The organism is Streptomyces sp. HUAS MG56, from assembly GCF_058673395.1.
In genome coordinates this window covers 6,752,081-6,776,666 of record NZ_CM178722.1, presented here as the reverse complement: position 1 = coordinate 6,776,666, position 24,586 = coordinate 6,752,081, and the positions used below count along the sequence as shown (strand labels likewise).

Here is a 24,586-nt window from a genome sequence, read left to right as displayed (position 1 = left end):
TGGGCCACCTGACGCCTCGTAATGTGGCGAACAGTAAGGTTTCGCCCCTTTTCTGGAGGCCCACATGTCTTTGCCCCGTTCCCTCACCCGATCACTCGCCGTAGCGGCCGCCGCCGGCGCCCTCCTCGCCACCGCCTCCATCGCCCCCGCCGCCGCCGGCGGCGGCAAGGGGGGCGAGGAGGGGCTCGGGCACTACAAGGGGGTCGTCACCGCCAAGGGCGGGATCTGGCTGCGGGAGCGGCCGGACCGCAGCAACCGGCAGGTGCGGTTCGTCAAGCAGGGCGAGCAGGTCTCCATCTACTGCAAGACCTCCGGGGACGCCGTGCGCGGCAACCCGGTCTGGTACCTGCTGACGAACGGCACCTGGGCCTGGGGGTCGGCGCGCTACATCGCCAACGTCGGCCCGGCGCCGCGCTCGTGTTAGTGGGCACAGCCCACAAGACGCCCCATATGGGTAGGTTCCGGGCATGACCAAGGCCGGAACCACCCTGGCGGCGGCGCGGAGACCCGCACCCGCCGTACGTCTCCCCCGGCGCCGTGGCTTCGAACTCGCCCTGATCGTGCTGGCCGTCCTGCTGTGCGTGTACGGCTACTGCGCGGTGGGGCTCGCCCGGACCGGCACCGTCCCGCCCGGCGCCCTCGGCTACGGCGCCGGGCTCGGGATGCTCGCCCTGGTCGCGCATCTCGTCGTACGCCTGCGGGCGCCGTACGCCGATCCGCTGCCGCTGCCGATCGGGGTGCTGCTCAACGGGCTCGGCCTGGTCCTGATCTACCGGCTGGACCTGGAGACCCCGCACGACCGCGCGGCACCCGCCCAGCTGGTGTGGTCCACGCTCGGGATCGGGCTGTTCACCGTCGTCGTCCTGCTGCTGCGCGACCACCGGATGCTCCAGCGGTACGCGTACGTGTTCGTGGCCGCGGCCCTCGTGCTCCTCGCGCTGCCGATCCTCTTCCCGCCCGTCAACGGGGCCCGCATCTGGCTGCGGATCGCCGGATTCTCCATCCAGCCCGGCGAGTTCGCGAAGGTGCTGCTCGCGGTGTTCTTCGCCGCGTACCTGGCCGCCAACCGCAACGCGCTCGCCTACACGGGGCGCCGGCTGTGGCGGCTCCAGTTCCCCACCGGGCGGGTGCTCGGCCCGATCGTGACGATCTGGCTGCTGAGCGTCGGCGTGCTGGTCCTGGAGCGGGACCTCGGCACCTCGCTGCTGTTCTTCGGGCTGTTCGTGGTGCTGCTGTACGTCGCGACCGGCCGGACGGGGTGGATCGCGGTCGGGCTGCTGCTGGCGGTGCTGGGCGCCGATGCCGTCGGACGGTTCGAGCCGCATGTGGGCGGGCGGATCGAGGACTGGCTGTATCCGTTCCACACGATCGACGCGGGGATCGGGCCCAACCAGCTGTCCCAGTCGCTGTTCGCGTTCGCGGCCGGCGGGGTGACCGGCACCGGGCTCGGGCTCGGGCACTCCGTGCTGATCGGCTTCGCCGTCAAGTCGGACTTCATCCTGGCGACGGCGGGCGAGGAGCTGGGCCTCGCCGGACTCGCGGCGATCTTCCTGCTGTACGCCCTGCTCGTGGAGCGCGGCTTCCGGGCCGGGCTCGCCCTGCGCGAGCCGTTCGGCAGGCTCCTCGCCGTCGGACTCGCCTCGCTGCTCGCGCTCCAGGTGTTCGTGATCGCGGGCGGGGTGACCGGGCTGATCCCGCTGACCGGCATGGCGATGCCGTTCCTCGCCCAGGGCGGCTCCTCGGTGGTCACCAACTGGGCGATCGTGGCCCTGCTGATCCGGGTCAGCGACTCGGCACGCAGCCAGTACGACGGGCGGGAGGCCCCGTGAGCGATCCCGGCCGCCACCACGACCGCGCCGGTCTTCCCGACGGCGGCCGGCCCATGGCCCGGTACATCCGCCGCGCCTGGGGGTTCTGCGCGCTGCTGCTCGCGGCCCTGCTGGTCAACGCCGCCCGGGTGCAGGTGGTGCAGTCGCGCCTCTTCGACGCCAATCCGGCCAACCGCCGTGCCACGATCGCCCGTTACGGCCAGCCGCGCGGCGACATCCTGGTCGGCGGCGAGCCGGTCACCGGGTCCACCGACACCGGCGAGCAGCTGCGCTACGAACGCGCCTACCGCAACGGCCCGTTGTACGCCCCGGTGACCGGCTTCGCCTCGCAGCTGTACGGCACCACGTTCCTGGAGCACGCCGCGGACGGGGTGCTCTCCGGCACCGATCCGCTGCTGTCGCCGCTGCCGCTGTGGCAGGACATGACGCACAGGCCCGGTCCGGCCGGGAACGTCGTGACGACGCTGAACCGGGCCGCGCAGGAGGCCGCGTACCGGGGGCTCGCCGGGCGCAAGGGCGCGGTCGCCGCGATCGACCCGGCCACGGGCCGCGTCCTGGCGCTGGTGTCGAGCCCGTCGTACGACCCCGGGCAGCTGTCCGGCAACGGCGAGGCGGTGACCTCGGCGTGGGAGCGGCTGAGCCACGACCCGGAGAAGCCGATGCTGAACCGGGCGGTACGGCAGACCTATCCGCCGGGCTCGACGTTCAAGGTGGTCACGGCCGCGGCGGCGCTGGAGGCGGGCGTGGTCACCGACCTGGACGCGGACACCGACTCCCCCGACCCCTACCGGCTGCCGGGCACCACGACCCGGCTGACCAACGAGGCCGACGGCTGCGACGACGCCTCGCTGCGGGCGGCCTTCGAGTGGTCCTGCAACACGGTGTTCGCCAAGCTCGGCGTGGACGTCGGGGCGCACGACATGGTGGCCACGGCGCAGGCGTTCGGCTTCAACGACACGGACGTGCGCGTCCCCTTCGGCGTCGCGCCCAGCACCTTCGACCCGCACGTGGACCGGGCGCAGCTGGCGCTGTCGTCGATCGGCCAGTACAACACGCGGGCCACGCCCCTGCAGATGGCGATGGTCGCGGCGGCCGTCGCCGACGGCGGTCTGCTGCACTCCCCTTACCTGATCGAGCGGACCACCGCGCACAGCGGTGAGATCCTCTCCGGGAGCGGGGCGCATCCGGTGCGGCAGGTGATGAGCCCGCCGACGGCCACCCGGCTCAAGGAGCTGATGACGGACGTGGTCCAGGAGGGCACCGGCACCCGGGCCGCCATCCCCGGCGCGCTGGTCGGCGGCAAGACCGGAACGGCGCAGCACGGGGTCGGCAACTCCGGTGTGCCGTATGCCTGGTTCGTCTCCTGGGCGCAGGCCGACCAGTCCCTGGAACCGCAGGTGGCGGTCGCGGTGGTGGTGGAGGACGCCTCGGCGGACCGGGGCGAGATCAGCGGCGGCGGGAACGCGGCGCCGATCGCGCGGGACGTGATGCGGGCGGTGCTCGGGAGGTGAGACGGGGTTCCGGGGGCGACCGCGGCCGCCGTGCCGTGGTGGGTGCCGGCCGGCCACCGCCCGACGGTCGTCAGCCGATCGGCTCGATCATCTCCGAGCGGACCTGGAGGGTGAGCTTCGCGTAGAACGCGAGGTCCACCTGGGCCGGGTCCTGCGCGGCCGACTTGGGGGTGACCGAGGCGACCATGGCCCCCGTGTTGCCGTCGTTCCAGGCACACGCGGGGTAGGTCACGGTCGCGCCGACCCTCTTCTGCGTCAGCACCTCACAACTGACCGTGGGCGAGCCGCTGTCCGTGAAGTCCTTCCGCGCCACCGCCACCGTCATGCCGTCCGCCCCGGAGGCGCCCTTCAGCATGTCGGCGCGGGCGCCGTCGGCGTTCTTGAACCGGCCGTACATGCCCGACACCGCCATGGTGCCCTGGCTCGCGTCGCCGTTCAGGGTGTACGAGGCGATCACGGCGTGGACGTCCTTGGCGTCCCAGGCGCCGTCGGCCTCGTCCTCGATCTTCTTGCCCTCGGAGTCGGAGAGGTCCTGGGCCAGCTGGAACCTCCCTCCGACCAGTGTCCTCGGCAGCGTGAGCCTGTTCTTCGCCGCGGGGAAGCCGCTGCTGAGCGCCGCCCCGAGCAGGACGAACCCCACGACGACGAGCGTGACGACACCGCCCACGATCCCCAGGACCAGCCCGACCCGGCGCTTCCTCGGCGGCGCCGCCATGGGCGGCACGCCCCAGGCCGGGTAGGGCTGCTGGGGGTAGGCCTGCGGCGGGTACGGCTGCTGCGGGTACGGCTGCTGCGGCGGGTACGGGGAGCCGTACGGGCCGGGGGCAGGCTGCGGCGGGCCGTACGGGGGCTGCTGGCCATAGGGAGGCTGCGGCCCGTACGACGGCTGCGGCTGCTGCGGTGGCGGAGGCATGGACACGCCAGCACGCTACTCCACCTGGGTGAACCTCCCCGCCACCGCGATCCGCCGCCGTGACCTGCGGGCTCAGTCCTGCGCCGCCCCCGCGTCGACGGCCTCGCGGACCTCCGCCACCCGCTGCCGCTCCTCGGCGGCGAAGCGCTCCGCGTCCAACTGCTCGGCCAGTTCCTCGTCCTGGGCCATGAGCAGGTCGAGGCTGGCGTCGCCCAGCTCGAACACCCCCATGTCCACATAGGCCTGCTGGAGCCGCTTGCCCCACAGGCCGATGTCCTTGACGCAGGGCACGATGCGGCTGAACAGCAGCTTGCGGAAGAGCTGGAGGAACTCGGAGCGCTCGCTCAGCTCCGCCGCCTCGGCCTTCGGGATGCCGAAGTTCTCCAGCACCTCCTCGCCGCGCAGCCGGTCGCGCATCAGGTAGCAGCCCTCGATGACGAACTCCTCACGCTCGCGCAGTTCGGCGTCGGTGAGCTGCTTGTAGTAGTCCCGCAGGGCCATCCGGCCGAAAGCCACGTGCCGGGCCTCGTCCTGCATGACGTAGGCCAGGATCTGCTTGGGCAGCGGCTTGGTGGTGGTGTCCCGGATCATCCCGAAGGCGGCCAGCGCGAGGCCCTCGATGAGCACCTGCATGCCCAGGTACGGCATGTCCCAGCGGCTGTCGCGGAGCGTGTCCCCGAGCAGGGCCTGCAGATTGTCGTTGATCGGGTAGACGAGCCCGATCTTCTCGTGCAGGAACCGGCCGTAGATCTCGGCGTGCCGGGCCTCGTCCATGGTCTGGGTGGCGGAGTAGAACTTGGCGTCCAGATCGGGCACCGACTCCACGATGCGCGCGGCGCAGATCATCGCGCCCTGCTCGCCGTGCAGGAACTGGCTGAACTGCCAGGCGGCGAAGTGCCGCCGCAGCTCGCCCCTGTCCTGGTCGGTCATCCTGTCCCAGTACGGCGTGCCGTACAGGGCCATGGACTCCTCGGGCGTACCGAGCGGGTCGTACGGATCGACCTCCAGATCCCAGTCGATGCGCTTCTGCCCGTCCCACTGCTTGTCCTTGCCCTTCTGGTACAGGGCGAGCAGGCGGTCGCGGCCGGCGTCGTACTCCCAGCTGAACCGGGCCGCGCCGCTCGCGGGCACCTGCCAGGGGGAATCTCCGGGGTCGTTGGCGTACAGGTCATGGGTCGGCATACCAGGCAGGCTCACACGTAGACGCGGAGTCAACAAGTCATGCGCAAGGGATTGACGCCCTTGCTGACAGGCAGTCTCATAAGAGGCAGGACGACGTACCCCGGGTAACGAGGTGAGGGAGCCATGACGACGCTGACGGAAGCGGACGCGCTGGACGGACTGCGCGACGCGCTCGGCCTGCTCAAGGACCGGGAACAGGTGGCCGAACGGCTGCTCGCCTCCTCCGCCAAGCACTCCTTCGACCCGGACAAGGAGCTGGACTGGGACGCGCCCTTCGAGCCGGGCAAGTGGTTCTGGCCGCCGGAGCTCGTGTCGCTGTACGACACGCCGATGTGGAAGCGGATGAGCGAGGAACAGCGGATCCTGCTCTCCCAGCACGAGTCGGCGGCACTGGCCTCGCTCGGCATCTGGTTCGAGCTCATCCTGATGCAGCTGCTCGTCCGGCACATCTACGACAAGGCGGCGACGAGCGCGCACGTCCGCTACGCCCTCACCGAGATCGAGGACGAGTGCCGGCACTCGAAGATGTTCGCCCGCCTGATCTCGCACGGCGGCACGCCCTGGTACCCGGTGAGCCGCACCCACCTGAACCTCGGCCGCGTCTTCAAGACCATCTCCACCACCCCCGGCTCCTTCACGGCGACCCTGCTGGGCGAGGAGGTCCTGGACTGGATGCAGCGCCTGACCTTCCCGGACGAGCGCGTCCAGCCCCTGATCCGGGGCGTCACGCGCATCCACGTGGTCGAGGAGGCGCGCCATGTCCGCTACGCCCGTGAGGAGCTGCGGCGCCAGATGCTGACCGCCCCGAAGTGGTCCCAGGAGTTCACCCGGGTCACCTCCGGCGAGTTCGCCCGCGTCTTCTCGGTCGCCTTCGTCAACCCCGAGGTCTACACGAACGTAGGCCTCGACAAACGGGAGGCGACAGCCCAGGTGAAGGCGAGCGGACACCGCCGCGAGGTCATGCAGACGGGCGCGAAGCGGCTGACGGACTTCCTGGACGACATCGGCGTGCTGCGGGGTGCGGGGCGGCGGCTGTGGAGGTCGTCCGGCCTGTTGGCGTAGCGGGGGCGGCTCCGCCGCGTGGGCGCGACCAGCCACGACGAGCCGCAGACGAAAGACGGCTCCCCGAGCGGAGCGATTAGGCTGCGGTTCATGAGCCCGTCCGCCACCCCCGCCTACCGTCGGCTCAGCGTCGAGGAGCGGCGAAGCCAGCTCCTCGACGCCGCCCTCACCCTCTTCGCGCACCGCGCGCCCGAGGACGTGTCGCTGGACGACGTGGCGGAGGAGGCCGGAGTCTCGCGCCCGCTGGTGTACCGGTATTTCCCGGGCGGCAAGCAGCAGCTGTACGAGGCCGCGCTGCGGTCGGCCGCCGAAGAGCTCCAGCAGTGCTTCGACGAGCCGCTGGAGGGCCCGCTGCTGCGCCGGCTCTCCCACGCCGTCGACCGCTATCTGGCCTTCGTCGACGAGCACGACACCGGCTTCAGCGCGCTGCTCCAGGGCGGCAGCGTGGTGGAGACCTCCCGCACCACCGCCACCGTGGACGGGGTACGCCGGGCCGCCGCCGAGCACATCTACCGCCACCTCGGCGTCCCCGACCCCGGCCCCCGGCTGCGGATGACCGTGCGCACATGGATCACGGCGGTCGAGGCGGCCTCCCTCATCTGGCTCGACGAGGACAAGCAGCCCCCGGTCGAGGAGCTGCGCGACTGGCTGGTGGAGCAGTTCACGGCCGTCCTCACCGTCACCGCGGGCCGGGACCCGCAGACGGCCGCCCTCGTCGGCAGGCTCGCCGGGGATGGCCGAGACTGAGCCTGTGAAGAGCGAGGACATCCCCTTCGAGGGCGGACCGATGGACGGGCGGGTGCTGTCGGTCGCCCTCGGCCCGACCGGGCACCCCCCGAAGACGTACCGCATCCCCGTGCCCGACCCGGACGGCGGTCCGCCCACGGTGCTCGTCTACCGCCGGGTGCCGCGCGGGCACAGCAGGCGACTGGGCCTGATCCAGGGGTGGAAGTACCTCCACGACCCGGACGACACCTCCGGCGGCGGGCTCCGGTGGCCGTGGTCGAGGCCGGCCGGCGCACCGACCGCCGCGCGAACGGACAGGCCGGACGACGTCCGGCCGGACGACGCGAACGAGTGACAGGCGTGGGCCGAACCGCCCACGCCCGGCGCGCGCCCCACACGGATAGATCTGATTATCGCGGTGCGATAGGAGGGACCAGCCCGCCCGCCGGGCCCCCTCCCCGCATCGAGGTGATGACATGTCAGGAACGTTTCGGCGCCTGGCCTGTACGGTGACGGTGGCGACCCAGGCCGTCCTCGTGCCCGCGCCCGCCGCAGCCCAGCCGGCCGCACCGACCCCGCCCCGCTCCGTGTCCCGGCTGCTGACGGACCTTCAACAGCTGTACCGGCAGACCGAACAGGCCACCGAGACCTACAACGCCACCGCGGAGCAGCTGACGAAGGAGCGCGCCGTGGTGTCCCGGCTGGACGGCGAGCTGGCCCGCGCCCGGCTGGACCTCCAGGACAGCCGGACCGACGCCGGCCGGCTGGCCCGCCAGCAGTACCAGAGCACCGGCGGCCTCGGGTCCTTCGCCCGGCTCCTGCTCGCGCCGGATCCGGAGCAGGCGCTGGACGAGGGTCATGTCCTCGGCCGGCTGGCGCGCGAACGGGCCCGCAAGGTGTCCCGGCTGACCGGCGCCGAGAAGCGGCACGACGCCCTGGCCCGGGCCGCCCGCACGGCCCTGGACACCCAGCTCACGCTCGCGGACCGACAGCGCGCACAGCGCGACGCCGTCCGGGCGAAACTGGCCGACGTGGAGCGCCTGCTGGCCGGTCTCACCCCGCAGCAGCTGGCCGCGGTCACCACGCTGGAACAGCGGGACGTCGCCCGGGCCCAGCAGAAGCTCACCACCGCGGGCGCGCTGCCCACGGCCCGCGCCGCCTCTCCGGCCGGGCGGCGCGCGGTCGGCTACGCCATGGCGCAGCTGGGCAAGCCGTACGCGTGGGGGACGCAGGGCCCCGCCTCCTACGACTGCTCGGGCCTCACCTCCCAGGCCTGGGGGCACGCGGGCACCGCGATCCCGCGCACCAGCCAGGAGCAGTGGAAACGGCTGACGCACGTCCCGCTGACCGGGCTGCGCCCCGGCGACCTGGTGGTCTACTTCCCCGAGGCGACCCATGTGGCCCTGTACGTCGGGGACGGCAAGGTCGTCCAGGCGCCGAGACCGGGCGCGCGCGTCACGGTGTCACCCCTGGCGTCGTACCCGGTCCTCGGGGCCGTACGGCCGGATCAGGCCCCGGCGACCGACCCCAGATAGGCCGCCGTCTTGTCGGGCTCGTAGAAGAAGTTCTCGAAGTCCGCCGGGTCGTCGAAGGCGTTGGCGAAACGGTCCGCCACCGGCTGGAGCTGACCGGCCGCGCCGATCAGGTTCAGGATGTGCTCCGGCGGCGGGGCGAGCATCGCGTTCGTCCACTTGGTGACGTGCTGCGCGGTGTTCCAGTAGCGGTCGAACGTCGCCTGCATCCAGGCCTCGTCGAACTCCTGGTCCCCGTGTTCGAGGATCGAGGCGAGGTAGGCGGCGGCGCACTTGGACGCCGAGTTGGAGCCCTGGCCGGTGATCGGGTCGTTCGCCACGACCACGTCCGCGACGCCGAGGACCAGACCGCCGCCGGGGAGACGGCCGACGGGGTTGCGCACGGTGGGCGCGTACCGGCCGGCCAACGTGCCGCCGGCGTCGGTCAGTTCGACCTTGGTCGCGCGCGCGTACTCCCAGGGCGTGAACCTCTCCATGAGTTCCAGGGTCAGGGAGAGGTGCTCCGCCGGGTCCTTGACGCCGTCGAACACGTCGAGCGGGCCGCCCGGGATGCCCTCCCAGAACAGGATGTCCGCGCGGCCGGAGGTGGTGAGCGTCGGCATGACGAACAGCTCGCCGACGCCGGGCACCAGGTTGCAGCGCACGGCGTCGAAGTCGGGGTGCTCGGGGCGCGGGCCCAGGCCGTGGACGTACGCCACGGCCAGCGCGCGCTGCGGCTCGCCGTACGGGGAGCGGGAGGCGTCGCGGCCGAACATCTGGACCAGCTCGCCCTTGCCCGCCGAGACGAGGACGAGGTCGTAGGCGCGGGAGAAGTAGTCGAGGTCGCCGACCGCCGCGCCGTGGATGACCAGCTGGCCGCCGCGCTGCGCGAAGGTCTCCATCCAGCCGGCCATCTTCACCCGCTGGTCGACCGACTGCGCGAACCCGTCGAGCCTGCCCACCCAGTCGATGGCCCGCTGCGTGGGGCCCGGGTCGTGCGAGCCGGGGGCCGCGACCGAGACGCCGAGCCCCTCGATCCTCGGGGCCTGCGACTCCCAGAAGTTCAGCTGGAGATCGCGCTCGTGCTGCAGTGCCGTGTGGAACATGCACTGCGTCGACATGACCCGGCCGGTGCGGATCTCGTCCGCGGTCCGGTTGGACATCAGGGTGACCTCGTAGCCGTGCGACTGGAGGCCGAGGGCGAGCTGGAGACCGGACTGGCCGGCTCCGACGACGAGTATCTTCCGCATACGGGGGAGGACTCCTAACCGGGACTACTCGGAACTGATCGGACTACTCGGGGGTTTCGTCCAGCGCGTGGCCGACCAGGGCCAGGAGTATCTCGATGACCGAAATTCGACGCCGCGCATCCATGATCATGACAGGGATGTGCGCGGGGATCGTCAGCGCCTCCCGTACGTCCTCCGGCTCGAACCGCTCGCTGCCGTCGAAGTGGTTGACGGCGACGACGTACGGCAGCCCGCAGCTCTCGAAGTAGTCCAGCGCGGGCCAGGAGTCCTTCAGCCGGCGGGTGTCGGCCATGACGACCGCACCGATCGCGCCACGTACCAGGTCGTCCCACATGAACCAGAACCGCTGCTGGCCCGGCGTGCCGAACAGGTAGAGCACCAGGTCGTCGTCGAGCGTGAGACGGCCGAAGTCCATGGCCACGGTGGTCGTGACCTTGTCCGGCGTGGCGGTGAGGTCGTCGGTGTCCTCGCTCGCCTCGGTCATCAGCGCCTCGGTCTGCAGCGGCGTGATCTCCGAGACGGCGGTGACGAGTGTGGTCTTGCCGACGCCGAAGCCTCCGGCCACCACGATCTTGGTGGCGATGGGGGCCCGCGTGCGGTCCGTCTGCCAGGACTTCAGGTCCTCGTCGGGCTCGGCGAAACCGGCGACGAGGGGGATGCCTCCGACCGCGGAGGCGCCGGCCGCGGAGGCGGCGGTGTCAGAGACGACGGAGTCCACCGAGCACCCTTTCCAGCAGAGCGCGGTCCGGGCGGCCGGTGCCGTGACCGGTGCCGGTGCCGTACACACGGATCTTTCCCTGGTCCGCGAGATCGCTCAGGAGGACGCGGACCACGCCGAGCGGCATCTTCAGCAGCGCGGCTATCTCGGCCACCGTGCGCATACGGCGGCACAGTTCGACGATGGCCCGCATCTCCGGCATGACCCGGGTGTTGAGGGAGCCGTTCGTCAGTTCCCTGCGCTCCTCCGGGGCTTCGAGCGCCGCTGTGCTGGCTACGAACGTCTCCACGAGGAGGACGTGGCCGAAGCGGGTACGGCCGCCGGTGAGCGAGTAGGGGCGGACGCGGGCGGGTTTGCGGTCGCCGCCGCGTACGGGGAGTTTGTTCGGTGTGCCGCTCATCGCGCGCTCCCGGTCGACTGGGACTCCAGTGACTGCCGTAGCTCCGAGCGGAGTTCCGGCGTGAGGACGTGGCCGGCGCGGCCGACGAACAGGGCCATGTGGTACGCCACCACGCTCATGTCGCACTCGGCGGAACCGTGCACCCCGAGCAGCGAGCCGTCGCTGATGGACATCACGAAGAGGCTGCCCTCCTCCATGGCGACCATGGTGTGCCTGACCCCGCCGAAGTCCATCAGCTTGGCGGCGCCGATGGTGAGGCTGCCGATGCCGGAGACGATGGTGGCGAGGTCGGCGGAGGACCCGCGGGGGCCCTTCGCCGGGCGGCGCTGCCGGGACTGCTCCGCCTGGCCCGGATCGGACGAGAGCAGCAGCAGACCGTCCGAGGAGACCACGGCGACGGACTGGATGCCGGGCACTTCCTCGACCAGATTGGTCAGCAGCCAGTGCAGGTTGCGGGCTTCACTGCTCAGTCCGTAGGTACTGGGCGCGGTCAACTGCTTGCCTCCTCGGCTGTGCCCCCCGTGGTTTCTTCGGCGTGTGCGTAAGCGGTCGGCCGGCGGTGACCGGCGGTCTGCTCCTCGATCTCCGCCTCCACGGCGCGGTACCCGGCCTGGGCGCCGCTGCGGAAGCCGCCGAGCCTGCGGCGGAGCGCATCGGCGTCGACGCTGCCGGTCCGCTGGCGCGGGGCCTGGGCGGGGGCGGTGATCCTGGGGGTGCGCTTGGGGAGGCCCTTGCTGGTGACCTGCTCCTCCGCGTCGGCCGTTTCCTGCGGAGCCTCGGCGGTTTCCTGCGGAGCCTCGGCCCGTACGGCGCCCGCCTCGGCTCCGCCGTCGGCGTCCGCCGGGTGCGTGGGCGCCGGGCGCGTGGGCAACGGGGCCGTGGGCGCCGGAGCCGGGGCAGGTGCGGCCGTCGAGGGGTCCACGGACGCCGGGGGCGTACGCTCCGGGCCCGGGGGCGCGGTGGCGGGCGCGGGCGTCGGCCGGCCGGTGGACGCCGGGGGCGGGGCGGGGTCCGTCGGGGGCTGGGTCACGTCCGGGAGCAGCAGCTCCATCGTCGTCTCGGCGTACGTCTCCGCCGGGGCCTTCGGCCGGGTCTCCGTGTGCTGGGCCGTGCCCGGTTCGGCCTGCCCGTGTTCGGCGGGCTCGTCCGCCTCGGCGCCGGCCGTCTCCGCCCGGACCGCTTCCTCCGCGAGGGCGACCAGCAGGTCGGCGCCCTTCGCGCGGGCGTGCAGGACGTTGGAGTTCACCTCGGCGTCGGCGCCGGGGAGGGAGAAGGTGCCGGTGCCGCTCATCGACGTGGTCCGCGGCGGAAGCGCGGCCGACGGGGCCTGGGTGAGGAGGGTGGCGGGCAGGACGACGACCGCCGCGACACCGCCCTGCTTCTGCTCGCGCAGCTGCACCCGGACGCCGTGCCGGTGGGCGAGGCGCGCGACGACGTACAGGCCGAGGCCGAGACCGGCGTCGCCCTCGTTGTCGTAGTGGGACTCGGGGTCGAAGTCGGCCAGGCGGACGTTGAGGTGGTCGAGGCGGTCCGTCGCCATGCCGATGCCCTCGTCCTGGACGGAGAGCATCACCTCGCCGGACTCCAGGAGCCAGCCCGAGACCTCCACCGGAAGGTCCGGCGGGGAGAACGAGGTGGCGTTCTCCATCAGTTCGGCGAGCAGATGGGAGAGGTCGTCCGCGGCGAAGCCGGCCACGTGGGCGTGGGGCGGCAACGAGGCGATGCGGACGCGTTCGTAGCGCTCGATCTCGCTGACCGCCGCGCGGACGACGTCGACCAGCGGGACCGGGCCGTGGTGCTGCTGGACGTGCTCGGTGCCCGCGAGGACGAGGAGGTTCTCGCTGTGCCGGCGCATGACCGTGGCGAAGTGGTCGAGCTTGAAGAGCGTGGCCAGCCGGTCGGGGTCCTGCTCGCGCTCCTCCAGGCCCTCGATGACGGCCAGTTGGCGCTCGACCAGGCCGAGGGTGCGCAGGGCGAGATTCACGAACGTGCCGCCGATGCTGGTGCGCAGCCGTGTCAACTGGGCTGCGGAATCGGCGAGTTCGGCGCGCAGCTCCTCGCGGGCGTCGGCCATCTTCTGGCGCTGGCCGACCAGGTGCTTGCGGTCGGTCTCCAGCGTGGCGACGCGCTCGTGCAGAGCCGCCGCGTGCGCGTGCAGGGCGTTGACCGAGCGGACCACCTGGGCGAACTCGTCGTTGCGGCCGGTGAAGACGATCGGCTCCCGCGTCGCCGCGTCCCCGGGCTCCGCCAGGCGGGCCGAGCCGCGACGCAGCACGGACAGGGGACGGGTGAGGGTGCGGGCCATGGCCGTCGCGATGCCCACCGCCGCCAGCATCAGGGCGCCGAGGACGGCGATGCGGATCTCCAGCGCCGTGACGTCGTCGTCCCGGAGCTGCGCCAGGTCCTTGGTGCGGTGGTCGTAGAGGGCCGACTCCGCGCCGCGCATCAGGTCGACCCGCGCGGACAGGGCCGCGTCCACCTTCTTGGCGCTGGTGGCCGGCTCGCTGTCGGTGAGCGTGGGCTGGGCGGTGAGCGTGGTCAGGTACTTCTCCGCGGTGTCGACGTCCTGGCCGGTGACGGTCGAGTCGTAGGAGTCGACGGCGGACTGCGGGGCGGTCTCGCGGAAGTCGGCGAGGGCCACGTCGGCGCGCAGCCGGGCCTGCTGGGCGGCGGCGGTGAGGGCGTCGCGCTGCTTCCTGTCGGCCTCGGTCGCCGTGGAGGTCGTGACCGGCAGGCCGGTGACGGGACTGATCACCGTCCGGGTGGCGCCCGGCACGCTCAGCGCGGCCAGCAGCAGGCCGCGGGCGGCGGCGGACTGCTGGACGGCGGTGTCCAGTTCGGCGAGCGCGTGGGCGCCGGAGCCGGCCCGCGGGGTCGACTGGTCGGCCAGCTGCTCGGCGACCTTGTGCAGGGCGGCGATCGTCTGCGAGTAGGCCTGGTGGGCCTGGAGCGCCGTGGTCTGGCCGGTGAGCGCGGAGTGGCGGACGGCGGCGATGCCGTCGAGTTCGCCGCGCAGGCTCGCCGGGGTGTCGGAGGTGCCGCGCAGGTCCTCGACCTGGCGGTCGACGCGGGCGCTGCGGTCCTCGGAGGGTGCCTTGGACTTGACGCGCCCGGCCGCGATGTAGGTGGTGACCTCGTCCCGCTCGTCGGCGAGGGAGTTCGCCAGGGCGAGCGCGTCCTGGGTCCGGCCGGCCAGCGTCACCAGACTCTGCGCGTCGCTGACGTCCCCGGAGGCGGTGAGGAGGGACGGCGTCCCGGCGCCCGCGACGGCGGCGGCCACCACGGCGACGGCGACGATCAGCCGGCTGCGCACATGAGTGGGGCGGCCGGTGCCCACGGGGGTCTGCTGGGCGGTCCCCGCGGGGTCCGTCTGCCTGCCTGTGCGCCGAGGCCGCTTTTTCTGCACCGGTGCTCGCATTCCTGAACTCGACTACCAAGGGGTCCGGGTGGCGCCCCGTCATCTCGGTGCCAAGTGGTGCGTACACCCGGTTCGTACGGTTCCCGACCCTCCCAGCGCCGGTGGGCAGTGGTCGTGCATCACCTGACCCGCCACTCGAAGGAGTGAACATCGCTGGGGAGTTGGCGGGCAAGTTCCTGTGGCGCGTGCACGACTGCCGCGGGGCACGCCGGTTGGACGCGCGCGGGATGCTTTGGCAGTATTCGCCACCCACGTGTTCCCGGAAGGGTGGATTCCCCCCCAAAGCAGGCGGCTGACCTGCGGGGTCGTGGCAATTCGGCGGCGCATGCCAGCCTTTGGCGGAGGCTGTGAAAGCCTCGTGCAGACTGGCTGGATGCGAACTGAACTCGTTTCGGAGCCCGGCGACGCGAACCGCCCCAACGAGGACTTCGCCGGTGTCGGACTACCCGCCTCCGGACAGGGCGGTTGTGTGATCGTCCTGGACGGGGTGACACCGCCGAGGGGTGGGACGGGGTGTCTGCATTCCGTCCCCTGGTTCACGGCGCGGCTCGGCGGCGCGCTGACCGAACTGACCGTTTCGGGGCGAGATCTGACGCTCCCGGAGATACTCTCGCGGGCCATCGCCCGCACGGCCGAGGCCCATGCGGACACCTGTGACCTTTCTCACCCGCGAACCCCGCAGGCAACCGTCGCCCTGGCGCGCTGGTCCGCCGAGACCGTCGAGTACCTGGTGCTGTCCGACTCCGCGCTGCTGCTGACGGCGCCCGACGGTACGGTCACGCCGGTGCTGGACGACCGGCTGGCCCGGCTCCCGCGCACCGCGCTCGCCACGGAAGCCCTGGTGGACGCGGACCTGCGCAACAAGGAGGGCGGCTTCTTCACGGCCGCCGCCGACCCCGCCGTATCCGCCCGCGCGGTCACCGGCACCGTGCCCCGCGCCGGGGTCCGGGCCCTGGTCGCGCTGACGGACGGGGCGACCCGGTGGACGGAGACGTTCCACGAGGGCGACTGGACGGCCCTGTTCGACCTGGTGGCGAAGGACGGCGCCCGGTCGCTGGTGGAGCGGGTGCGGGAGCTGGAGACGGCGGACAGCGAGGAGCGGGCCTTTCTGCGGCGGAGCAAGACGCACGACGACGCGACGGTGGTGTACGCGGAGCTGTGAGCCGTGTGTCGTGCGCCGTCACGGCTCCGCGGCTACCGCGTACCCCCTTTACCCCTACTTCTCCATCACGCCGTTGAGCTGGTGCAGCAGCCGGGCCAGCTCGGCGACCTCGTGGCGGTCCCAGTGGGCGAGCTGGCTGACGTAGCGGGCACGGCGGGCCTCGCGCACCGTGCCGACCCGGCCGCGGCCCTCGTCGGTGAGGGTGACGAGCCAGGCGCGGCCGTCGGCGGGATCCGGCTCGCGGGCGATCAGGCCCAGCTCCTCCAGGGCGCGCAGCTGGCGGGACATGGTGGCCTTGCCGACGCCGATATAGCCGGCCAGTTCCGTGGCCCGCTGGCCGCCGCACTCGTCGAGCCGGATGAGCAGCCCGTACGCGGAGGACTCCAGGTCGGGATGGACCTCGCGGGCCATCTCGCCCTGGTTGGCCCGGGCGCGCCGCAGGAGCACGGTCAACTCCCGCTCCAGCGCCAGGAATTCCTGGTCTGCACCACTGGGCGTCATCTGCCCGGCGGCACGATGTGCGCCGTCGTTTCCGTGCTCGTGCACGTCAGCACCCCTGCTCGGTTTCGCGATCCTGAAAGTTTCTGTCAAACGCCGTCATTGCCGCAGCTCCGTAAGTATTTCGCAGGCGTAGACCAACGGCGGCGCCCGGACCCCCTTCCCACGCCGTCATCTACGTGCGTAGCTTCTTTACCAGGCAATGAATGGCATGCCCACGCTCAGTGGGACGACCCCCCACGTGTTCGTCGCTCCCCCCACCTCTCTCCCTCCGGAGGCACGCCATGCCCGTGCTCAGACCCGGCACCGTCCGCACCCCCCACGCTCTCCTCACGGCCCTGCTCGCGGCGCTCTCCCTCACTCTTCCCCTCACCCCGGCCCAGGCCGCCACCGCGACCGCGCCCAGCCGCGGCTCCGCCCACATGGGCATGGGCGTCTTCGCGCACGACGGCAGCAGCGGCTCGCCCGCCAGCGGTGCCGTCACCCAGACCGAGGGCGTGGACGTCGCCGGCTACCAGGGCAACGTCGCCTGGTCGACCCTGTGGAGCAGCGGGGTCCGGTGGGCGTACACCAAGGCCACCGAGGGCACGTACTACACGAACCCGTACTTCGCCCAGCAGTACAACGGCTCGTACGACGTCGGCATGATCCGCGGCGCCTACCACTTCGCGACCCCGGACACCACCAGCGGCGCCACCCAGGCGAACTACTTCGTCGACCACGGCGGCGGCTGGTCCAAGGACGGCAGGACACTGCCCGGCGCGCTCGACATCGAGTGGAACCCGTACGGCGCCGAGTGCTACGGCAAGTCGGCGAGCGCGATGGTCGGCTGGATCGCCGACTTCCTGAACACCTACAAGGCGCGCACCGGCCGGGACGCCGTGATCTACACGGCGACCAGCTGGTGGGTCGACTGCACCGGGAACTACGGCGGCTTCGCGGCGAACAACCCGCTGTGGATCGCCCGCTACGCCTCGGACCCGGGCACGCTGCCGGCCGGCTGGGGGTACTACACGATGTGGCAGTACACCTCCTCCGGCCCGACGGTCGGCGACCACGACAAGTTCAACGGGGCGCTGGACCGGGTGCAGGCACTGGCCAACGGCTGACGCCTGACGCGGTGACCTCTTCGTGGCCCCCGCCGGCGCGCGGGGGCCACGTCGTGCGCGGGCCGCTGCGCTGGTGCTCCGCGCCGCACCGGCCGATCCTGGTCGGGGAGAGCCCGCCGGACAAGGCGAGATGTGCGGCGACGGAGCGACAGGAGCGGCAGGCGACGTACACCACCACGGCCACCATCGACGAGCAGGGCATCCTCACGAGCTGGAACGAGGGCGTCCGGCGCCTGCTCGGCTACGACTCCCCCGCCGACGCCCGCCGCGCCCTGGCCGGCCGGCAGCGCTGGAACGGCACCGTCCCGCTGCGCCACCGCGACGGCCGGCTCGTGGAACTGGGCGTGCTCGCGCACCGCCCCGACGACGACGTCGCGCCGCTCGTCGCCCGCACCCGCGCCCTGCACGCGGACCGGGTCGCCGCCTGGGAGCCGGCGGACGATCGCGCCATGGTCGCCCGCGCCCGCCGACTCACCGAGGAGCAGCTGTCCGCGTGGGGCCTGACGGAGGCCGCGTTCACCACCGAGCTGGTGGTCAGCGAGCTGGTCACCGACACCATCCGCTACGGCCGCCCGCCCATCCTGCTCCGGCTGATCCACCAGGACGCCACGCTGATCTGCGAGGTGTACGACGCCGGCGGCACCGCCCCGCGCCTGCCCCGCGCCCGGCTCGCCGAACGCTGGGGCACCCGCCACGACCGGGTCGGCGAGACGGTGTGGGCACTGCAGTCGCTCGTCCCGTGACGAGCGGACGAGCGCAGGGCGAAGGCCCGGGCCTCCCTCACGGGACCCGGGCCTTCGTCCGTCCGGCCGCGTCCGTCACGCCGCGACCGGAACCTCCGGGGCCGCGCCGTGCACGGCGGGCGCGAGCGCCAGTTCCAGGACCTGGCGGACGTCGGTCACGGTGTGGACGTCGAGCGTGGCCAGCACCTCGGCCGGGACGTCGTCCAGGTCGGGTTCGTTGCGCTTGGGGATGATCACGGTGGTCACCCCGGCGCGGTGGGCGGCGAGCAGCTTCTGCTTCGCACCGCCGATGGGCAGCACCCGGCCGGTCAGTGAGACCTCGCCGGTCATCGCCACGTCCGGACGGACCAGCCGGCCGGAGAGCAGGGACGCGAGGGCGGTGGTCATCGTGATGCCCGCGCTCGGCCCGTCCTTCGGGACCGCGCCCGCCGGGAAGTGGATGTGCACGCCCCGGTCCTTGAGGTCGGCCACCGGCAGCTCCAGTTCGGCACCGTGGCTGCGCAGGAAGCTGAGCGCGATCTGCGCCGACTCCTTCATCACGTCGCCCAGCTGACCGGTCAGGGTCAGCCCCGCCGCGCCCGTCTCCGGGTCGGCCAGCGACGCCTCCACGAAGAGGACGTCGCCGCCCGCTCCCGTGACCGCGAGGCCCGTCGCCACGCCCGGCACCGACGTACGGCGCTCGGCCGGGTCCTGGGCGGACTCGGGCACGTGGTGCGGACGCCCGAGCAGACCGCGCAGGTCCGCGTCCCGGACGGTGAACGGCAGCTCCCGCTCGCCGAGTTCGTGCTGCGCCGCGACCTTGCGGAGCAGGCGGGCGATCGAGCGCTCCAGGGTACGGACGCCCGCCTCGCGCGTGTACTCGCCGGCGAGCTTGCGCAGCGCGCCCTCGTCGATCGTGACCTCGTCCTCGCGCAGGCCGGCCCGCTCCAGCTGGCGCGGGAGCAGGTGGTCCCGGGCGATGACGACCTTCTCGTCCTCGGTGTAGCCGTCGAGCCGCACGATCTCCATCCGGTCGGCGAGCGCCTCCGGGATGGCCTCCAGGACGTTGGCGGTGGCCAGGAACACCACGTCGGACAGGTCGAGTTCGACCTCCAGGTAGTGGTCCCGGAAGGTGTGGTTCTGCGCCGGGTCCAGGACTTCGAGCAGGGCCGCGGCCGGGTCGCCGCGGAAGTCGGAGCCCACCTTGTCGATCTCGTCCAGCAGGACCACCGGGTTCATGGACCCGGCCTCCTTGACGGCGCGCACGATCCGGCCGGGCAGCGCGCCGACGTACGTACGCCGGTGGCCGCGGATCTCGGCCTCGTCGCGGACGCCGCCGAGCGCGACGCGGACGAACTTCCGCCCCATCGCGTGGGCGACACTCTCTCCCAGGCTGGTCTTTCCGACACCAGGCGGACCGACCAGGGCAAGCACAGCACCGCCACGTCGGCCGCCGATGACGCCGAGGCCGCGCTCGCCGCGCCGCTTGCGCACCGCCAGGTACTCGGTGATCCGCTCCTTCACGTCCTCCAGGCCCGCGTGCTCGGCGTCGAGGACCGCCTTGGCGCCCTGGATGTCGTAGGCGGAAGCACTGTCGTCAGTCCGCTCGTTCCAGGGCAGCTCCAGGACCGTGTCGAGCCAGGTGCGGATCCAGGAGCCCTCCGGGGACTGGTCGCTGGACCGCTCCAGCTTGTCGACCTCCTTGAGCGCGGCCTCGCGGACCTTCTCGGGCAGGTCGGCGGCCTCGACGCGGGCGCGGTAGTCGTCGGACTCCTCGGCCGTGTCCGTGCCGTCGCCGTTCAGCTCGCGCAGCTCCTTGCGGACGGCCTCCAGCTGGCGGCGCAGCAGGAACTCGCGCTGCTGCTTGTCGACGCCCTCCTGGACGTCCTTGGCGATGGTCTCGGCCACGTCCTGCTCGGCGAGGTGGTCGCGGAGCTGCTGCGCGGCGAGCCTGAGCCGGGCCACCGGGTCGGCGGTCTCCAGCAGTTCGACCTTCTGTTCGATGGTGAGGAACGGTGAGTATCCGGAGTTGTCGGCGAGCGCGGAGACGTCCTCGATCGCCTGGACGCGGTCGACGACCTGCCAGGCGCCGCGCTTCTTCAGCCAGTTGGTGGCCAGCGCCTTGTACTCCTTGACGAGGTCGGCGACCTGACCGGGCAACGGCTCGGGCACGCTCTCCTCGATCCGGGCGCCCTCGACCCACAGGGCCGCGCCGGGCCCCGTGGTGCCCGCGCCGATCCGCACCCGGCCGCGGCCGCGGATCAGAGCCCCCGGGTCGCCGTCGGCCAGCCGGCCGACCTGCTCGACCGTACCGAGCACACCGGTCTTGGCGTACGTGCCGTCGATGCGTGGCACCAGCAGCACCTGGGGCTTTCCGGGCGCCGACCGGGCGGCGGCCTGTGCGGCCTCCACCGCGGCCCGCACCTCGGCGTCGCTCAGGTCCAGCGGAACCACCATGCCGGGCAGCACGACCTCGTCGTCGAGCGGCAGCACGGGCAGTACGAGCGTGAACGCCGTGGACTCAGCAGCCATGATCTCCCCTTCGGCAGTCAACTTGAGCTATGCCGACTCAACCTCTGGGCAGGGGCTGGTGTTCCCCCCACGTGTTCGCTGTGAGCGATCAGAGGGTGACGTAGAGATCCATGCAGGTGAAAGCAGTGAGAGGTCAGACCGCGCGGGCCCAGCGGCGCACGAGGGGCCAGCTCAGGACGCCTATCGTCAAAGCGATCAGGTGGCCCCAGTCCGTCATCGGGTCCACGAACTCGGCCAGGTCGTTCAGCAGCAGCCCGGCCACCACGGTGAGCAGGGGCCAGCGGAACCAGGGGCGGAGCAGACCGGCCAGGGAACCGATGCTGGCGGCCACGCCGAAGCTGATGCCGTAGTCGAGGCGGTGCAGGGACGTGGCCGGGAGATGGCCCGCCAGGACGGCGAGGCCCACCGGGACCTCGGTGGCGAGCGTGGCCAGGACGTGCCCGGCCAGGAAGACACAGGCCGCACGCCCTCCGCCTATGCGCCGCTCCAGCGCGGTGAGCACCAGCACGAAGGCCGCGCTGTACGGCGAGAGGATCCCGCCCGCGATCCACAGCGCGCTCGCCAGGAGCACCACCGCGGGCGACTGCACCAGATGGGCCACGTCGGTGCTGGAGCCCTGGTAGAGCGTGTTCATCAGCCCGGGGTCGGCCACGGCCGCGACGGCGGAGGTGACGGCGAGGAGGGCGGCGTAGCCGAAGGTGAAGGGCGTGGCGGCCGGGGTGGGCAGCAGCCGCCACAGCCGGGCGGCCGGGACCGGACGCGGTGCCCCGACGGGCACGGGAGCCGCCGGCGCGGGGCCGAGCGTGGCGGAGGGAGCCACCGGCTCGGGGCCGCGCTGGCGGGGCATGCCGTCCAGGAGGCCCTCGAACACGGGGGCCGGGACGACGGCGGCACCGTCGGACAGGGGCGTGCCCGCCGGGGGCGGGGACGCGGCCGCCGCAGGGCCCGTCGCGGTCCGTTCCACGATGAGGCACTCCTTCCGTCGCGCCCACCATTGAGGCTCGACCGGCCGCATGTCTATGACCGACGCCACGCGGAAGCCGATTCTCAGCAACCTCCTACATTCCGCTCGCGTCCGCACCCCGGCGTACGCCCCTCGGACGAGTACGTCGCACCGGGGCCGCGCCACCGTCATCCGCAATTCCCGTACCCGACAGGACACGTTCAAGCAGGATGGGGGCATGACTGCCGCGTACGACACTCCCGTGGTCCTCGACCGGCGTGACGGCCCGTACGGCGAGGTGGTGCTGCGCAGACACGGCGCGCTGCTCCAGATCATCGCCAACGGGTGTTTCCTGATGGACACCTCCGACGGCCGCTCGGAACGGCTGCTGGTCGACGCGGCGTACGACGCGCTGGACGGGCGGCCGGGGCCGGCGCTGCTGCTCGGCGGGCTGGGCGTCGGGTTCTCGCTCGCACACGCCGCCGCGGACCGGCGCTGGGGGCGGATCACCGTGGTGGAGCGCGAACCGGCGGTGATCGGCTGGCACCGGGACGGACCGCTCGGCCGGCTGTCCGCCGCGGCGCTCACCGATCCGCGCACCGACGTCGTCCAGGGCGATCTCGTTCCTTACGTCACTGAGACGTCGGACACGTTCGACGCGCTGTGCCTGGACATCGACAACGGGCCCGGCTGGACCGTCACGGACGGCAACGACAGCCTGTACTCCCCGGCCGGACTCGCTTCCTGCGCAAGGGTGTTGAAGCCCGGCGGGGTGCTCGCGGTGTGGTCGGCCGCACCCTCTCCGGATTTTGAAGGAAGCTTGCGGAATGCCGGGTTCCGGCAGGTGCGTACCGAAGAGGTGCCGGTTGCCCGGGGCGTTCCGGACGCTGTGCACCTCGCGGTCCGCCCTGGATAGCGGCAGCGCGGCGGATCCCCGTAGTGTGCTGCCCTGACGCGGATCATTCAACGGATCAACCAAGCGTCGATCGCAGACATGGGATCACCCCACTGATTCCGGAAAGCAACAAGCAGGGGCGGGCGATGGAGCAGACACACACCTCCCAGAGCGGCGCGGCGACGAGCACCCCGGGCGCTCAGCGCCGGGTGCTGGTCGTCGAGGACGACCCCACGATCGTCGACGCCATCGCGGCCCGGCTGCGTGCCGAGGGATTTCTCGTACAGACTGCGGTGGACGGTCCGGCCGCGGTCGACACGGCCGAGGCCTGGCAGCCCGACCTGCTGATCCTCGACATCATGCTGCCGGGCTTCGACGGTCTTGAGGTCTGCCGGCGGGTCCAGGCGCAGCGGCCGGTACCGGTGCTGATGCTGACCGCGCGGGACGACGAGACGGACATGCTCGTCGGTCTCGGCGTCGGCGCGGACGACTACATGACCAAGCCGTTCTCGATGCGCGAACTGGCGGCACGCGTGCACGTGCTGCTGCGCCGGGTGGAGCGGGCGGCCCTCGCCGCCACCACGCCCCGCTCCGGCATCCTGCGCCTCGGTGAGCTGGAGATCGACCACGCGCAGCGCCGGGTGCGGGTGAAGTCCGAGGACGTCCACCTGACGCCGACCGAGTTCGACCTGCTGGTGTGCCTGGCGAACACCCCGCGCGCGGTGCTCTCCCGGGAGCAGCTGCTGGCCGAGGTGTGGGACTGGGCGGACGCCTCCGGGACCCGCACGGTCGACAGCCACATCAAGGCGCTGCGCCGGAAGATCGGCGCCGAGCGGATCCGTACGGTGCACGGCGTGGGCTACGCCCTGGAGACACCGACGCCATGAGCGACGGCGGGCGGCAGGCCGCACGGAGGAGCCCCGGGAGCCCCGGCGAGGACCCCTGGGGCGGCGTACGCCCGTTCTCGGTCAAGACCAAGCTCGGCGCGCTGGTCGTCATCTCGGTGCTGATCACCACCGGTCTGTCGATGATCGCGGTGCACACCAAGACCGAGCTGCGCTTCATCACGGTCTTCTCGATGATCGCCACGCTGCTGATCACGCAGTTCGTGGCGCACTCGCTGACCTCGCCGCTGGACGAGATGAACGCGGTGGCCCGGTCGATCTCGCAGGGCGACTACACCCGCCGGGTCCGCGAGAACCGCCGGGACGAGCTGGGCGACCTGGCCGGGACGATCAACGTCATGGCCGACGAGCTGGAGGCCCAGGACCGCCAGCGCAAGGAGCTGGTCGCGAACGTCTCCCATGAGCTGCGCACGCCCATCGCCGGCCTGCGCGCGGTGCTGGAGAACATCGTCGACGGGGTCACCGAGGCCGACCAGGAGACCATGCGGACGGCCCTGAAGCAGACCGAGCGGCTGGGCCGGCTGGTGGAGACCCTGCTGGACCTGTCGCGGCTGGACAACGGCGTCGTCCCGCTGAAGATGCGCCGCTTCGAGGTGTGGCCGTACCTGTCCGGCGTGCTGAAGGAGGCCAACATGGTGGCCTCGGCACGGGCGGGCATCGCCTCCGGCTCCGGCAGCCACACGCGCACCGACGTCCACCTCCACCTGGACGTCTCGCCGCCCGAGCTGACCGCGCACGCGGACCCCGAGCGCATCCACCAGGTCGTCGCCAACCTGATCGACAACGCGGTCAAGCACAGCCCGCCGCACGGCCGCGTGACGGTGAAGGCGCGGCGCGGGCCGCAGCCGGAGTCGCTGGAGCTGGAGGTCCTGGACGAGGGTCCCGGAATCCCCCGGTCCGAGTGGCACCGGGTGTTCGAGCGCTTCAACCGGGGCGCGGTCACCCGGCCGCACGGCCCGGGCAGCGACGGCGGCACGGGACTCGGGCTGGCCATCGCCCGCTGGGCGGTGGATCTGCACCGCGGCCGGATCGGTGTGGCCGAATCCGAGCGGGGCTGCCGGATCATCGTCACCCTCCCGGGACTGACTTCCGCCCCAAGTTGACGTAAAGTCCGAACCGGAAGCACAAGATCCACGACGGTCGCCGCCGCTGCGGCGCAGCTGGACACGTGTGATCAGGGGCAGGCCCGCGCCACCCTTCGTGGGACGGCGCGCCGGGCCCGGGTTTGTGCACCCTCTCACATGCGGAACCACGCTTGTTTCCCGCCATATCAAGCCCTGAAACAAGATTTCCGATGTGA

Annotated in this window: 23 protein-coding genes; 13 read left to right on the top strand and 10 right to left on the bottom strand. The window is 72.2% G+C overall.

What is annotated here, in order from left to right:
• Nucleotides 1-64: 64 nt before the first annotated feature.
• Genes AC4OXY_RS32050 through AC4OXY_RS32040 form a run of 3 tightly spaced genes read left to right on the top strand, consistent with a single transcriptional unit; the run spans nt 65 to nt 3,340 of the window.
• Nucleotides 65-424, top strand: a complete 360-nt coding sequence (locus AC4OXY_RS32050; RefSeq protein ID WP_356027682.1) for an SH3 domain-containing protein — start codon at nt 65-67, stop codon at nt 422-424.
• Nucleotides 425-467: 43 nt separating this feature from the next.
• Nucleotides 468-1,829, top strand: coding sequence for an FtsW/RodA/SpoVE family cell cycle protein (locus tag AC4OXY_RS32045; RefSeq protein ID WP_356027679.1), 1,362 nt, complete (start codon nt 468-470; stop codon nt 1,827-1,829).
• A gap of 53 nt (nt 1,830-1,882) precedes the next feature.
• Nucleotides 1,883-3,340, top strand: a complete 1,458-nt coding sequence (locus tag AC4OXY_RS32040; RefSeq protein WP_356027891.1) for a penicillin-binding transpeptidase domain-containing protein — start codon at nt 1,883-1,885, stop codon at nt 3,338-3,340.
• Nucleotides 3,341-3,410: 70 nt separating this feature from the next.
• Here the strand turns inward: AC4OXY_RS32040 and AC4OXY_RS32035 are convergent, their stop codons facing one another.
• Nucleotides 3,411-4,253, bottom strand: coding sequence for a hypothetical protein (locus AC4OXY_RS32035; protein ID WP_356027889.1), 843 nt, complete (start codon nt 4,251-4,253; stop codon nt 3,411-3,413).
• Nucleotides 4,254-4,325: 72 nt separating this feature from the next.
• A complete protein-coding gene (locus tag AC4OXY_RS32030; RefSeq protein ID WP_362818636.1) occupies nt 4,326-5,435 on the bottom strand; it encodes a ferritin-like domain-containing protein in 1,110 nt (369 codons plus the stop codon).
• Between the two features lie 123 nt (nt 5,436-5,558).
• On the opposite strand from AC4OXY_RS32030, the gene AC4OXY_RS32025 reads away from it, so the two are divergent.
• The 4 genes from AC4OXY_RS32025 (at nt 5,559) to AC4OXY_RS32010 (ending at nt 8,758) form a co-directional block, all read left to right on the top strand.
• A complete protein-coding gene (locus AC4OXY_RS32025) occupies nt 5,559-6,497 on the top strand; it encodes an AurF N-oxygenase family protein (RefSeq protein ID WP_356027674.1) in 939 nt (312 codons plus the stop codon).
• A gap of 90 nt (nt 6,498-6,587) precedes the next feature.
• Entirely contained in the window at nt 6,588-7,244 is a 657-nt protein-coding gene (locus AC4OXY_RS32020) for a TetR/AcrR family transcriptional regulator (RefSeq protein WP_356027672.1), read from the top strand.
• 4 nt (nt 7,245-7,248) lie between these two features.
• The gene (locus AC4OXY_RS32015) at nt 7,249-7,578 is read left to right on the top strand and encodes a DUF8847 domain-containing protein (RefSeq protein WP_491991480.1); all 330 of its coding nucleotides are present in this window, start codon (nt 7,249-7,251) and stop codon (nt 7,576-7,578) included.
• A gap of 121 nt (nt 7,579-7,699) precedes the next feature.
• Nucleotides 7,700-8,758 (top strand): C40 family peptidase, encoded by a 1,059-nt coding sequence (locus AC4OXY_RS32010; RefSeq protein ID WP_491991479.1) that lies wholly within the window; start codon nt 7,700-7,702, stop codon nt 8,756-8,758.
• Here AC4OXY_RS32010 and AC4OXY_RS32005 read toward each other — a convergent pair.
• Genes AC4OXY_RS32005 through AC4OXY_RS31985 form a run of 5 tightly spaced genes read right to left on the bottom strand, consistent with a single transcriptional unit; the run spans nt 8,731 to nt 14,508 of the window.
• A complete protein-coding gene (locus tag AC4OXY_RS32005) occupies nt 8,731-9,984 on the bottom strand; it encodes a styrene monooxygenase/indole monooxygenase family protein (RefSeq protein ID WP_402065924.1) in 1,254 nt (417 codons plus the stop codon). The genes AC4OXY_RS32010 and AC4OXY_RS32005 overlap by 28 nt on opposite strands.
• A 43-nt stretch (nt 9,985-10,027) precedes the next feature.
• On the bottom strand, nt 10,028-10,702 hold the full coding sequence (locus AC4OXY_RS32000) for a GTP-binding protein (RefSeq protein WP_376288876.1): 675 nt from the start codon (nt 10,700-10,702) through the stop codon (nt 10,028-10,030).
• Nucleotides 10,683-11,102, bottom strand: a complete 420-nt coding sequence (locus tag AC4OXY_RS31995) for a DUF742 domain-containing protein (protein ID WP_071385924.1) — start codon at nt 11,100-11,102, stop codon at nt 10,683-10,685. The genes AC4OXY_RS32000 and AC4OXY_RS31995 overlap by 20 nt, the downstream gene beginning before the upstream one ends.
• The gene (locus AC4OXY_RS31990) at nt 11,099-11,596 is read right to left on the bottom strand and encodes a roadblock/LC7 domain-containing protein (RefSeq protein ID WP_356027664.1); all 498 of its coding nucleotides are present in this window, start codon (nt 11,594-11,596) and stop codon (nt 11,099-11,101) included. The genes AC4OXY_RS31995 and AC4OXY_RS31990 overlap by 4 nt, the downstream gene beginning before the upstream one ends.
• Complete coding sequence (locus tag AC4OXY_RS31985; RefSeq protein ID WP_491991478.1) at nt 11,593-14,508, bottom strand: sensor histidine kinase; 2,916 nt, start codon at nt 14,506-14,508, stop codon at nt 11,593-11,595. Before AC4OXY_RS31985 ends, AC4OXY_RS31990 begins: the two co-directional genes overlap by 4 nt.
• A 385-nt stretch (nt 14,509-14,893) precedes the next feature.
• Here AC4OXY_RS31985 and AC4OXY_RS31980 point away from each other — a divergent pair, with 385 nt between their 5' ends.
• Nucleotides 14,894-15,682: a protein phosphatase 2C domain-containing protein gene (locus AC4OXY_RS31980; RefSeq protein WP_356027659.1), complete on the top strand. Its 789-nt coding sequence runs from the start codon at nt 14,894-14,896 to the stop codon at nt 15,680-15,682.
• A gap of 54 nt (nt 15,683-15,736) precedes the next feature.
• Here AC4OXY_RS31980 and AC4OXY_RS31975 read toward each other — a convergent pair whose 3' ends face one another.
• Complete coding sequence (locus AC4OXY_RS31975) at nt 15,737-16,228, bottom strand: MarR family winged helix-turn-helix transcriptional regulator (protein WP_376288873.1); 492 nt, start codon at nt 16,226-16,228, stop codon at nt 15,737-15,739.
• Nucleotides 16,229-16,464: 236 nt separating this feature from the next.
• Between AC4OXY_RS31975 and AC4OXY_RS31970 the strand changes: the two genes are divergently transcribed.
• Together AC4OXY_RS31970 and AC4OXY_RS31965 are read left to right on the top strand one after the other, a co-directional pair.
• On the top strand, nt 16,465-17,289 hold the full coding sequence (locus AC4OXY_RS31970; RefSeq protein WP_491991477.1) for a lysozyme: 825 nt from the start codon (nt 16,465-16,467) through the stop codon (nt 17,287-17,289).
• Between the two features lie 11 nt (nt 17,290-17,300).
• Entirely contained in the window at nt 17,301-18,032 is a 732-nt protein-coding gene (locus AC4OXY_RS31965) for an ATP-binding protein (protein ID WP_491991476.1), read from the top strand.
• A gap of 75 nt (nt 18,033-18,107) precedes the next feature.
• Here AC4OXY_RS31965 and lon read toward each other — a convergent pair whose 3' ends face one another.
• Entirely contained in the window at nt 18,108-20,543 is a 2,436-nt protein-coding gene (gene lon, locus AC4OXY_RS31960) for an endopeptidase La (RefSeq protein ID WP_402065920.1), read from the bottom strand.
• A gap of 133 nt (nt 20,544-20,676) precedes the next feature.
• A complete protein-coding gene (locus AC4OXY_RS31955) occupies nt 20,677-21,507 on the bottom strand; it encodes a rhomboid-like protein (protein ID WP_356027652.1) in 831 nt (276 codons plus the stop codon).
• Nucleotides 21,508-21,724: 217 nt separating this feature from the next.
• Between AC4OXY_RS31955 and AC4OXY_RS31950 the strand changes: the two genes are divergently transcribed.
• The 3 genes from AC4OXY_RS31950 to AC4OXY_RS31940 all read left to right on the top strand — a co-directional run bounded on the left by AC4OXY_RS31950 (nt 21,725) and on the right by AC4OXY_RS31940 (nt 24,389).
• Complete coding sequence (locus tag AC4OXY_RS31950) at nt 21,725-22,402, top strand: spermine/spermidine synthase domain-containing protein (protein ID WP_356027649.1); 678 nt, start codon at nt 21,725-21,727, stop codon at nt 22,400-22,402.
• 125 nt (nt 22,403-22,527) lie between these two features.
• Nucleotides 22,528-23,268: a response regulator transcription factor gene (locus AC4OXY_RS31945; protein ID WP_356027647.1), complete on the top strand. Its 741-nt coding sequence runs from the start codon at nt 22,528-22,530 to the stop codon at nt 23,266-23,268.
• Nucleotides 23,265-24,389 (top strand): sensor histidine kinase, encoded by a 1,125-nt coding sequence (locus AC4OXY_RS31940; protein ID WP_356027644.1) that lies wholly within the window; start codon nt 23,265-23,267, stop codon nt 24,387-24,389. Before AC4OXY_RS31945 ends, AC4OXY_RS31940 begins: the two co-directional genes overlap by 4 nt.
• The last annotated feature ends 197 nt before the right edge of the window (nt 24,390-24,586 follow it).